Source organism: Clostridium sardiniense (assembly GCF_019753795.1).
Classification (GTDB): Bacteria; Bacillota; Clostridia; order Clostridiales; family Clostridiaceae; genus Clostridium; species Clostridium sardiniense.
Genome location: NZ_JAIKTU010000009.1, coordinates 206,665 through 219,512 on the forward strand (window position 1 = coordinate 206,665; position 12,848 = coordinate 219,512).

General features: G+C 26.4%; 12 protein-coding genes and 1 other annotated feature (1 of these 13 running past the window's edge). All 12 genes read right to left on the bottom strand.

Features of this window, described 5'->3' with window-relative positions:
- Positions 1 to 99, bottom strand: a binding site (T-box leader) (it extends 166 nt beyond the left edge of the window).
- 392 nt (positions 100 to 491) lie between these two features.
- Entirely contained in the window at positions 492 to 941 is a 450-nt protein-coding gene (locus K5V21_RS12520) for a hypothetical protein (protein ID WP_221861528.1), read from the bottom strand.
- A 144-nt stretch (positions 942 to 1,085) separates the two neighbouring features.
- Positions 1,086 to 2,501: an aminotransferase class I/II-fold pyridoxal phosphate-dependent enzyme gene (locus tag K5V21_RS12525; protein WP_221861529.1), complete on the bottom strand. Its 1,416-nt coding sequence runs from the start codon at positions 2,499 to 2,501 to the stop codon at positions 1,086 to 1,088.
- Positions 2,502 to 2,724: 223 nt separating this feature from the next.
- Positions 2,725 to 3,936 (bottom strand): M16 family metallopeptidase, encoded by a 1,212-nt coding sequence (locus K5V21_RS12530; protein ID WP_221861530.1) that lies wholly within the window; start codon positions 3,934 to 3,936, stop codon positions 2,725 to 2,727.
- A gap of 28 nt (positions 3,937 to 3,964) precedes the next feature.
- The gene (scfB, locus tag K5V21_RS12535) at positions 3,965 to 5,320 is read right to left on the bottom strand and encodes a thioether cross-link-forming SCIFF peptide maturase (RefSeq protein ID WP_221861531.1); all 1,356 of its coding nucleotides are present in this window, start codon (positions 5,318 to 5,320) and stop codon (positions 3,965 to 3,967) included.
- A 68-nt stretch (positions 5,321 to 5,388) separates the two neighbouring features.
- Complete coding sequence (scfA, locus tag K5V21_RS12540) at positions 5,389 to 5,526, bottom strand: six-cysteine ranthipeptide SCIFF (protein ID WP_035279055.1); 138 nt, start codon at positions 5,524 to 5,526, stop codon at positions 5,389 to 5,391.
- A gap of 82 nt (positions 5,527 to 5,608) precedes the next feature.
- Positions 5,609 to 6,652: a type 2 isopentenyl-diphosphate Delta-isomerase gene (fni, locus tag K5V21_RS12545; RefSeq protein WP_221861532.1), complete on the bottom strand. Its 1,044-nt coding sequence runs from the start codon at positions 6,650 to 6,652 to the stop codon at positions 5,609 to 5,611.
- The gene (locus K5V21_RS12550; RefSeq protein ID WP_221861533.1) at positions 6,649 to 6,924 is read right to left on the bottom strand and encodes an iron-sulfur cluster biosynthesis family protein; all 276 of its coding nucleotides are present in this window, start codon (positions 6,922 to 6,924) and stop codon (positions 6,649 to 6,651) included. The genes fni and K5V21_RS12550 overlap by 4 nt, the downstream gene beginning before the upstream one ends.
- A gap of 124 nt (positions 6,925 to 7,048) precedes the next feature.
- Entirely contained in the window at positions 7,049 to 8,209 is a 1,161-nt protein-coding gene (locus tag K5V21_RS12555; RefSeq protein ID WP_221861534.1) for a DHHW family protein, read from the bottom strand.
- Positions 8,210 to 8,231: 22 nt separating this feature from the next.
- Positions 8,232 to 9,638 (bottom strand): MBOAT family O-acyltransferase, encoded by a 1,407-nt coding sequence (locus tag K5V21_RS12560; RefSeq protein WP_221861535.1) that lies wholly within the window; start codon positions 9,636 to 9,638, stop codon positions 8,232 to 8,234.
- Between the two features lie 15 nt (positions 9,639 to 9,653).
- Positions 9,654 to 10,136 carry a DUF4358 domain-containing protein gene (locus K5V21_RS12565; protein ID WP_221861536.1) on the bottom strand — a complete coding sequence of 161 codons (483 nt, stop codon included), beginning with the start codon at positions 10,134 to 10,136 and terminating at the stop codon, positions 9,654 to 9,656.
- Positions 10,137 to 10,149: 13 nt separating this feature from the next.
- Entirely contained in the window at positions 10,150 to 11,013 is an 864-nt protein-coding gene (locus K5V21_RS12570; protein WP_221861537.1) for a GDSL-type esterase/lipase family protein, read from the bottom strand.
- A 285-nt stretch (positions 11,014 to 11,298) separates the two neighbouring features.
- Positions 11,299 to 12,627, bottom strand: coding sequence for an FAD-dependent oxidoreductase (locus tag K5V21_RS12575; RefSeq protein WP_221861538.1), 1,329 nt, complete (start codon positions 12,625 to 12,627; stop codon positions 11,299 to 11,301).
- Positions 12,628 to 12,848 lie beyond the last annotated feature (221 nt).

Here is a 12,848-nt window from a genome sequence, read left to right on the forward strand (position 1 = left end):
CAAGGCTGCTTCCATAAGATTAACTTACTAAATTCACACCACTCTTTAGCTCTCTTAAAAGTTATATCTAAATGTACTCTTCCTCTTCAAAACTTTTTACATTTATTTATTTTCTATATTATATGATTATATTTTAATAAATTCAATACCTTTTTTTATTTTTTTTTACAGTTTAATATATTTTTTTATATATGTGACAACATTTATAATTAATCTCTTCTTAAATGTTGTCTAATTAATATTAAGTTTAGTCTACATATATAGATCTAATTTTGATGATTTAATATAGTTTTCAAATCATCTTCTGGTACTTTTTGTGCCATTTCTGTATAGTAGTTTCTTCATGAAAATGCTCCATCACAACTTCCAATTAAAAAAGTGTTTAATCTTTCCTTCTCTAACTGCATTAATATATACTTCTTTTATTATGCTTTTTTATGTAAAAAAGAGACTATAAAAAATTTTCTTTTTATAGCCTCTCTATAAATTAATTATCTACAACGCCAGCAATCATGAAAATCGCATTCGCATTCTTCTTCTTCTTCTTCTTCGCATTTCTCTTTAAAACATTTTATAGCTTTCTCACAACAGCAATCCCTTTTTTCTTCCATTTCTTTAAGTTTTCTAACTAAACATTCAACTTCCTTTGTTCTTTCTTCAGCTTGTTCAAATAAACGTTCAGCTCTTTCAAGACTCTTTTCGCCTTCTTCTTGTAAGCAAATTATTTCTTTTAACTTTCTATTTATGCATTCGATTAACTTTTGATTTCTTTCTGACATTTCTTTTGCACATTTTTCAAATTTTTCACATTTATCATCTTTATCTTTGCATTTATCTTTGCATTTATCTTTGCATTTATCTTTGCACCAATCATGTTTATCGCAATCCCAATCATTGCGTCTTCTTCTATTTTCCATACAGTCTCTATTACAATTACCCATAATTTCCTACCTCTCTTTTGTATACTTAGTTTTTATCCTTATAATATACTATATGAATTATGTCTCTTATTGTTACCAGTATTTCCTTCTATAAATATACAAAAAAAATAAAACATAAGACTTAAATCCTATGTTCTATTTAAACTATTTTTTCTCTATAACCTTAAAACTATCTTTATATAGACCAATTACATCCTTTTTATTTTTTATATAACTCATAACCATATCTACAACTTCTTGTGTAATTCTTTCCCCTTGACAAACTAATGGTATACCAGGTGGATATGGTATTATAGCTTCCTTAGCTGTACGTCCAATTGCCTCTTCAATTTTACAAAGCCTTCCTGTCCTTTCAAAGACTTCATAAGGCTCTAAGACCTTCTCTGGTGTAATCTCGAAAAATTTACAACTCCCTTCTTCTTTAATATCATCAATTTTTAGTTTATCTATGGCAGCATATATCTTTTTAAAATCATCATCTTTATTAAATGGTGATAGTATTAAAACTACCCCTCTTGAAAAACTCATTTCTGCTTGAATTTTTTCTCTTCTTAGATAATCATGAATCTTATGTCCACTATACCCTTTAGGAAGTAATACTAGATACCTACTTAAATCAAATTCATATCCTTCTTTTAAATCTTCTTTTGAGAATATATGAACTTTTTTAAGACTATTTATCCTTTGTCTCCAAATCTCTGCTCTATCTATAAGTTCCTCATAATCTAAATTTCCGTATTCATCTAAATAGTATCTTGCATAATCTAAAGATGCCATTAAAAGATATGATGGAGATGTTGTAAGTAATGCATTTTTATAAAATTCTACATTCCCATCTTCATCGTTTACAATTAAATATCCTCCTTGTGTCAATGCAGGTATTGTCTTGTGAGCACTTAAAATTGTATAATCTGCAATTTGTGTAATACTTTTAGGTAATCTTTCATTTATCCCAAAATGAGCTCCATGTGCTGCATCAATTATAACCTTTAGTCCTTTATTTTTTAAATCTTTAATTATATCCTCTAGTAAATAACTTATACCAAAATAATTTGGATGAGTTAATATTATCCCCTTAGGATTATTACTTTTGCTTAATGCCTCATAAATTTTATTTTTATCTGGTGGTAAGAATATATCTCTTTCCTTATCTATTACTGGCTCTATATAAGTAACTTTTAGTTTTCTTAATATTAATCCATTATATATAGATTTGTGACAATTTCTCTCAACAATTACCTCATCACCTTCATTAAAAGCACTAAATATAGAAATTATATTTCCACCTGAACTTCCATTAACCATAAAATAACCTTTTTTTCCGTTATAAGTTCTTGCTAGAAGTTCTTCTGCCTCTTTTATTATTCCCTCTGGGTGTTGAAGATTATCTAAAGGATCATTTTCAGTTATATCTAGAAATCCAAGTCTATTTGCAAATTCCTTTCCTATATCATCTTTTAAAAATCCTATACCACACTTATTACCAGGCATTGATAAAATCAAATTATTTTCGTTGTGATAATCTAATAGTGTTTCTAATATTGGTATTTTTCTACTCATAGTACTTCTCCTTATTTTCTTAATAACAAGTTATTCCATTTAGTTTATAATATTCTAATTAAACTCTTTATTTTCCATTAAACTCTCTATTTAAAATAAATTAATTTATATTAATATTCAAAACATAATATGGCTTTAACTATATAAATTATACAAGGTTATAATCTAGTTTTAAATATTTATATAAATAAGAAAGTTGCCTTAAGTTAATAAGGCAACTTTCTTATTTAATAATTTGAACTAACTTATTTTTAAATACCTTATCTAAAGTATCTATTATAAAATCTATATCAATATAATCTATATCATCAGTTTCATTAATATAAACTTTATAGTCATTAAACATAGTCTCATAAGTAGATAACTCTTTAGCTAAAACAATACTTTGCTCTTCTCTAAATAATCTTTTGAGTTTAAAACTTTTTTTCCACTTTAAAAGTTCAAACTCACTAATTGTATTTTTAAGATTTTTAATTTCATAAACACACTCATCTATTAGAGATAATGATTTATTCACATTTTCTTTTGCCGTACTAAATGTAATTTTATAAAATTTTATCCCATTTTCATGACAAACTCTTGTTAACACATCATATACTAATCCATTTTTAGTTCTTAATGTATCAAAAAGTTTAGAGTTTATACCCTCTCCAAAATATTCATTAAATATTCTAAGAGCTCTTACTTCTTTTTCTGAAAGTTTATCAATAGGATAATTTATTTGTATTTTATTAGTTTTTATATCACCTTTTATATCTTCAAAGACTTTTGAAGAAGGATTTTCATAAGTTATTTCATCTATTGTATCTATTGTACTGTTCCACTCTTCAAAATATTTTTTAACTATGTCTAAGACTATATCAAAATCTAATGAAGTAACAACTGCAATTTTAGTATTCCTTGGGAAATATGTTCTTTTATAAAATCCCTTAATATCTTCTAAGCATATATTTTTCAAACTATCAAATGTACCTATTATAGGATATTTTATTCTTCTACTTTTAAATGCATTTAAAAATAGTTTGTCTTCTAAATATTGCTCTAAATCTTCATCCCACTCTTTTAACTCTTCAACTATTACACTCATTTCTTCTTTAAAGCCATCATTTTTAAAGGAAGGATTTATAATAATATCTGAGAAAAGTTCTATTCCTCTTTCTAAATCTTCTCCTAAAAGAGTTCCGTAATATATTACATATGGATAATTTGTCATAGCGTTTTGGAACCCAAAAATTTCACTAAGTTCTTTATTTATATCTTCTTCGCTTCTATTTTTTGTTCCTTTATACACCATGTGCTCTGTAGCATGTGCTACTCCATACTTTTCTTCATCTCTTAAAGCTCCAGCATCTAAAGATATACATATTGAAGTAAGATCTGATATATTTTTTTTATATATTAACTTTACTCCATTTTCAAGGATATACTCTTTCAAACTTTATCACTCCAAAATATTTTAAAATTTATTCTGCTGCCTTTAATGCAATTGCACATTCAATTCTCTTCTTTTGCATTTTACATCCTATTTCATAAGGAACATGTATATCACCATTAAAGTTTACGTTGTTAGCTTGGCATCCACCACTACAGTAGAATCTTGCCCAGCAATCCTTACACTTTGGTTTGTTATATATATGGGCTTTCTTAAATTCTCTTCCAAGTTCCTTATCATAGCTATCATCAAATATTGTTCCTAATTTATATTCTTCCTTACCAACAAATTGATGACATGGATATACATCTCCTTGAGGAGTTATTGCTACATATTCAAATCCAGCTCCACAACCTGAAATTCTTTTATATACACATGGTCCTCCATTAAGATCTACATTGAAGTGATAGAATCTAAATTCATCCCCTTCTCTTTTTCTTCTAACCATTTCATCATATAGCTTATCATAGTTTTCAAAGATAGTATCTAAATCTTCTTCTCTTAATGAAAGAGGATGTTCCCCTGGTAATACAACTGGTTCTATTGATATTTCTCTAAACCCTTCTTTAGCCATTTCCATAACATCTTCATAGAAATCAGTGTTTGCTCTTGTAAATGTTCCTCTTACGTAGAACATCTTATCTTTATTTCTTTTTTCAACCATCTTTTTAATGTTTGGAAGTATATCGTCATATGAACCTGATCCATCAACTTTAATTCTTACATTATCATTTACTTCTTTTCTTCCATCTAATGAAAGTATGATATTCCCCATTTCTTTATCCATGAATTCCATCATTTCATCATTTAAAAGAGTTGCATTAGTTGTCATAGTAAATCTTATATTTTTCTTCCACGCTTTTTCATTGTCTCTTGCATACTTTATTATTTCTTTAATAGTATCCATTATAAGAGTTGGTTCTCCACCAAAAAGATCTATTTCTATATTTTTTCTAGGACCACTTCTCTTTACAACATAATCTATTGCTTTCTTTGCAGTTTCTATATCCATAACACCTTTGTGTCCATGATATTCTCCTTCATCAGCAAAACAATATTTACATCTTAAATTGCATCCATGGATAATATTTAAGCATACAGCTTTTATATAGTCTCTATCGTCCATTGAACTATGAGCTATATCTTCATACATATCTTTTGTATAAAGCATGTCTTCATCTACTAATTGTTTTATTTCATCATAAGCTTCGCTAAGGTCTTTTTCATCATATTTTGATTTTAATTCATTTATAACTGTATTCTTATCTCTTAATCCATTGTCATCTACTAAGTCATAAACTAGTTCGTCAACAACGTGAACTGCTCCTGTATTAACATCTAAGACAAAATAATTGTCTCCTTGTTTAAATTTATGTATTAATGCCATTTTAAAAACTCCTCCTAAATTACATTAATAATTAAGCAGTAACTTAAGTTTAAGTTACTGCTTATTTATTAGTTTTCGCACTCTAAGTTTGCAACTGTGCATGAAGTTTTACATGCTGATTGGCATGAGTTTGCACATTCCTTGCATCCTGGTTTCTTTAAACTGTTCTTGATGTTTGTTTTATTAATTGTTTTTATGTGTTTCATATACTTACTCCTCCATTATTAAAGAATAACATGAAAATTATAACACAAACAGCTTGTATCTTCTACACTTATTGGATAGTTACTAGATATTTATTTTAGATTTAACAAAGTTTTTAATAATATCTTCCTCTTTATAGTAATATTTTACTTTTTTAATATCTTCAATAGTTTCACAACCTAAACATCCCATAAGTATTTTTGTATTTTCCCTTAATAAATTTAAATATTCTATAGCCTCATTCATTCCACCATTTAAATATTTATATAGTATAGGTCCTGATATACCACTTATATTTGCACCAAGCATTATGGACTTTATTATATGACTTCCTTTACTTATTCCTCCAGATGATATTATATTTAAATCTGGTTTTGCAAGCTTGCAAAAAAGAATTGATTGAGGTGTTGGTATTTCAATTTCTTCTATTTCTTCGAATATATCACTAGTTTTTCTTAATGCTTCAATCTTAATAAAGCTTGTTCCACCTTTTCCGCCAACATCTACATACTCTACACCAGCATTTATTAATTCTTTACAAGCATCAAAGCTAATTCCACTTCCAACTTCCTTTATAATAACCGGAATACCTATGTTTTTTATTATATTTTCTATATTTTTTAGCATTCCCTTAAAATTTCTATCCCCTTCTGTCATAACCAATTCCTGTGCTGGATTTAAATGAAGCTGAATTCCATCTGCTTCTATTAATTCTATAGCTCTTTTTACATTTTCTAAAGAACTAAGTGCACTTAAATTAGAGAGAATAATACCATTTTTATTATTCTCTCTAGTCACCTTAAATGTTCTTTCTAATTCTTTATCCTTAAAGATTATAGCTTGAGACCCAACTGCCATAGGAATATTAAACTCTTTTGCTATAATACTTAAATCTCTATTTATTTTGAAGCTTAAATCTGTTCCACCAGTCATAGCATTTATCATAACTGGCATATCTATTTTTTTCTCTAAAAAATTACATTTAAGATTTATTTCATCATAATTTATTTCTGGTACAGAATTATTAAAAATTTTTATATCCTTAAAATAATCTTCTTTAGAATAAGCCTCCAAAGCATATTTTATATGCTCTAACTTTCTACTCTTACTCTTTTCTAAATCTTTCATTTATTCTCCTTTATATAAAATCCATTAATATACTTATCTTTATCATAAAAGATTGTAGTATTATCACATGCTTTCTCAGAATACTCATCTAGCACAAACTTTATTCCATCTATATTAAATACTTTATCATCTTCCCTCTTAAAATCAGTAAATAATTCATAATAAGAAGCTCCACAAGAAAGTGTTGCTTTTATTCTAACATATTCATCCTGTGAATTTGCACCTAATTTTATTAATGCTTCCTTTGCTTTTTCATCTATATTTATATTCATAAAATCATCTCCTTAATTTTTATATATTTAGGATTATCATTTTATTAAAATAAAATTCTATTTTTAATATATAAAAAACCATCATAATCTATGATGGTCCTTTTTACATATTAAATTTATTTTCTTATTCGTTATTTAAAACTGGTGCTAAGGAATTATCTTGGAAAAATGTATTTGCATTATAAAGATATAATATATCTGTTGTTCCTTCATTTTTAATTAAACTTTCAATATCATCATAATAGTATCTAGGATCAACCATTACGATTTCACTATAATGAGTAGTTAAAAATTGTACAAAACTATTTGCATAAGAATCTTTTATTAGTAATAACTTTTTATCACTCTTAGAAGTTGTATTTATTTTTACAATAGGATGATTTCCTTCTAAAAATACTGTATATTTATCCTTCTTTTTAAGACTATCACTATCATATAAAGTCCCTTCTTTTTTCTTTTCTTTAAGATAGTTTGCTATTACTTCATCATCACTACTTTTAGGAATATATACATCTATGCTATCGGGCTCATCAACATGAAATGCACTCTTTGAAGATAATGTTCCATAAAAATCATTAGTAACTCGCTTTATAGAATAATTATCTTTAGTCTTTGCTTTTAGATTCATAGTCTTACATGCTTCTAAGTATGAGTAATACGCTCCTAAAGTTGTCCAATGATGATCCGTCCTATAATATAAATACTCATTCTTATGATTATTTAATGTATCAAAAGTATCAATAAATTTAATATCTGAACTTAATTTGCTTTTAAGATTATTTATGTAATCTCTTTGATTTAATACTGGTGCAAATTTAGGTAACTTATCTTTAACTATACTTACAGCATTAGGTGCAATCATTACATAACTCTTAATATTCTTATGTATTTTTGAAAACTTATTTATAGCATTTATATTTTGATTTGTATAATCATCATTAGGTTCTTTAAAATTCTCTATAAGATAATCATTATCTGATAAATAAATTCCGTTATTCTCTTTTTTACCACTTATTTTATCAATTGTTGATTTAATATTTATCCAAGAACCTCTAAATGCAAATTGATCACTTTTGTATTTTTCATATTTTTTTATAAATCTACCTTCAAATAATTTATCTATTGAAAATTTTGGAGCTTGAGCTAGAATTCTATTTTCTGACTCTGAAAACTTTTTTGGTTTAATTATAAAGTTTAAACTTACTAAGATTATTAGAAAAAGTAGAAAACTAACTGCTAATAATCTCTGATATCTAAACTTATTTATATTAGATTTTTTATACATAATTATTCATCTACTTTCTTTTCTAAAATCTAAAGTATAAAAATGGATTATAGGTCGCATTAACTAAATAAGCAACACTCAGTAATAATATTGTCATCTGTATTAATAATGCTACTATCACCCCTTTAGAATTATATACCTCTTTTATTCTATTAAATATTTTCGCTATAATTGGAGTTGAGCATAATATTAAAATTATAAATATTAATATATTAGTATATAGATAATATATTGATGTTCCGTCTATGAACTTATTTCCAGACAGTCCAAACATTACTTTTATATATTTTATTGACTCATCTAATGTATTCATAGAAAATAAGACCCAACCTACCATAACTATTATCATTGTATAAATACGTCTTATCGCCACTGGAAGTTTTTCTAATAAATTCTTCATAAATATCTTCTCTATAAGAACAAAGAACCCATAGTATAATCCCCAGGCTATAAAGTTCCAGCTTGCACCATGCCATAATCCAGTTAGAAGCCATACAACAAAAATATTTCTACATTGTTTGCTTATACCTATCCGATTTCCTCCAAGAGGTATGTATATGTAGTCTCTAAACCATGATCCAAGTGATATATGCCATCTTCTCCAAAATTCAGTTACACTCTTTGATATATATGGGTAATTAAAATTTTCTATAAAATCAAAGCCAAACATCTTTCCAAGTCCAATTGCCATATCTGAATATCCACTGAAATCAAAATATATTTGAAATGTATATGCGGCAATTCCTATCCATGAAGAAATTACAGAAACATTTGCTATATCCATACTTGATATAGCAGTCCATACCATTCCTATATTATTAGCAAGTAATACTTTTTTACCTAATCCTTCTATAAATCTCTCTACACCTTCACCAAATTTGTCCAAATTTTCACTTCTATCTTCTAACTGTTTGTTTATATCAGAATATTGAACAATTGGTCCTGCAACTAACTGTGGAAACATTGATATATAAAGGGAAAAATTTATAAAGTTTTTCTGTACCTTAACTTTTCTTATGTAAACATCTACTATGTATGATAATGTTTGAAATGTATAAAATGATATCCCTACTGGTAATGGAAGAGACTCATATTCAATATGTGTAGAAAATAAACTATTTATATTCTCTACAATAAATCCAAAATATTTAAAAAATCCAAGTATTGCTATATTCATTATTATAGTAAATATAAAAATCTGTCTTGCTTTTCTTCTATTCTTTGAATTTTTATTTATTAATAAGGCTGCAAAGTAATCAAAAATTATAGTAAGTACCATCAAAAATATGTATTTAGGTTCACCCCATGCATAAAAAATTATGCTAGCTATTAATAATGTTATATTTTTTATTTTCCTTGGAGATATGTAATATAAAATTAATGTAATAGGTAAAAATGTAAAGATAAAAATTATACTGCTAAATACCACGTCTATTACCTCTTTCTATTTTATTGCTTCTTTAAATTTGTCCTTTATTGCTTCAGCATCTTTTGATATTACAAAAATTACATAGTTACCTCTTACAGCAATTTCATTATTTTCTATTAAATTTGCCTGTTCTGGTGCATAATCTTTAAAGCTCTCTAATTGTTTATTAGCCCTATCCTCCATACTATCTTCTATTGATTCAATTTGTTTTTTATTCTTCACCTTTACTATAAGTATTTCATCTACATCCATTGTTGATGAAGGTAAGTATAAACAAAATTCTTCTAAATCATTTGAATTTAATCCATAATATCTTTTTAATACTTTGCTGTCTCCCTTTCTCATCGATGATAAATCATGTGCTACTTCTATTTCTTTTACTATATTATTAACTGATATATTTTTTGTATCTGAAAAAGTTGTACACCCTTTAAATATTATTACTAAAAATATTACTAATAGTAATTTTACACATGACCTTTTATTGATATCTTTCATAATAGCCCCCTTTTTATTTATTAATTTTTTTATTTATCTGCTCTAACCATTTAGGATAAAAGTTTGCTATTAAATGAATTCCATCAGGTTCATATAACTTACTATTACTTTGAACTAAATAACTTACATCTATATAATTAATTTTTAGTTCATCACACATATCTTTTAATGCATTGTTAAATTCAGTTATTCTCTCTGGCCTAAGATTCTTATCCTTTAGCCAAACTTTTTCTTGAGTTTTAAAAATATTATTTATGTATATTTGTGTTCCAGGTAATTGCTTTCTTATATTTGCTATTAATTTTTTGTATTTATTTATAAAATCATTTTTATATTTAAACATGCCAAGATCATTCATCCCATATAACATTACAATTTTTCTAGGTTTTAAACTTATTACTGAACTTATGTCTTTTTCATTGGCCGTTATAACATTTCTTCCTTTAGTTGCAACTACTGATGAAGATGATAGAAAATTATATTCATCTAAAGGTTCAATTAAAGAGTCCCCCATAAAAACCGTATCTTCAAATATCGCTTTATAACTTCTATTCTTCTGTTCATTTGTATTACTTTTCTCATTCTTTTTTATACTTTCTTGCCTCATCTTATTTTGTTTATCTTGTTTTATTTTTTCTATTTTACTTTGAATATCTGATACATTCTTATTTTCTAAGTTTCTAACAGCTAGTAAACCCTCTTCAACCATATCAACTTTCTCTGACTTTTCTTTAATATGTGCACTTAATCTATAAGTCCCAGAAAATATAAATATTATAACTGTTAACGATAAAACTCCTAATACAATTTTTTTTCGTTTCCTTCTTTTTCTTCTTAATATTTCTTTTTTATAAATACTATTATCTATTTTAAACATATGTGATCTCACCCTCATCACTCTTCTCTCTTCCAAACTATGTTTTAATGGTATCACTCATCTTTTTTAATATAGTTAAAATTCGATTAAAATTTTATTACATTAACATGTTTTATACATTAATTAATATATTTTTTAAAACTTTTTATTCTTGCTTTAGTTTTTATTAGCTATTTATGAACTATTTGTTAATTATTTGTTTTAGATAATAATAGATATTAACTTAACAAAAAAGAACCTATCACATTCATGATAGGTTCTTAAATATATTATTCTACTGCAATATTATAGAGCTTTAAGTGCTACTGCATTTAATAAACTCCATGGTTTATTAAAGTGTGGTTGGAAGAAGAAGTCAGTCATTGCAAGTTCTTCTACAGTCATATCATTTTGAATAACTACTGATAAAGTATTCATAAATTGAGTTAAATCAGCTTTTGAAATAATTTGACCACCTAAAATTCTTCTTGAATTTTTATCAAATACAATTTTAACCATTGCCTTTTCGTATGTTGGCATGAATTCTGGTCTATAATTTTCTTCAATTGTTGCAGTTTCAACTTCTAATCCAGCAAGTTTAGCACCTTCTTCTGTTAAGCCTGTTGATGCTATACATTCTTCGTAGATTTTAATACCTGATGTACCTTGAGTACCCATGTATTTAATTGTAGGACCATTTATATTTCTAGCAACTAAAGTTCCCATTCTTACTGCATTTGTAGCTAGTGGAATATATCTTTCTTCTTTAGTTGGATTAAATTTAACAACACAACAGTCTCCTGCTGCAAATACATCCTCTCTGCTTGTTCTCATATATTCATCAATCATTATTGCACCATTTGGAAGAGTATCAAGCTTTCCATTTACTAATGCTGTATTTGGTCTAAATCCAATACATAATACTACTAAGTCTCCAGCATAAGTACCATTGTCAGTTACTACAGTTTGTACCTTTCCATTTTCTCCTTCAAAGTGCTTAACTTTTTCACCAAGAACTAAGTTAACTCCATGTTCTCTAAATGATTCTTCCGCTATATCTGTAAATTCTTTATCTAAATACTTAGGCATTATTCTTTCTTCTGCATCAATTAATGTTACGTTCTTACCTAACATTTCAAATGCTTCTGCAAGTTCAACACCAATGTATCCTGCTCCAATAATAACTACATTCTTAGCTTTCTTACCCTTTTCAGTAATAGCCTTTGCTTGATTATAGTTTTTACATAAAACTATATTTTCTAAGTCTCCACCAACAAAATTTGGAACTATTGGCCATGAACCAACTGTTAAGACTAATTTATCATAATTATCTTCAAATATTTCTTCTGTTACTAAATTTTTAACTCTAACTTTTTTATTATCAAAATCTATATCTAATACATCATGTTTCATATTTGTTTTAACACCAAGCTCAGCTAATGCTTCTGGTGAACTATAAAACATATCATTTAAATCCTTAACAACATCTCCAACATGAAGTGCTATACCACATGATAAGAATGATATATTATCATTTCTTTCGTATATAGTTACTTCACTATCTGGGTATAGTGCCTTTAAATTTACTACTGTTGCTGTACCTGCATGCGTACATCCTATAACAAGAATTTTCATGATTAATTCCTCCTAATTTACACTAATTCTTAATTAATAATCTTTATTTTTTAATTTTCATAATTAAATCATACTTCTTTATGATTTATTTGTAAATAGTTTTTTTGTTAAAATTTATACAAGTTTATTAAAATGCTATAAAGTAAAGTAATTAACTAAAAAAACTAATAATTTTTTATAAAGAAAAGAGGTTATCTTATTTTAAGATAACCTCTTTTTAC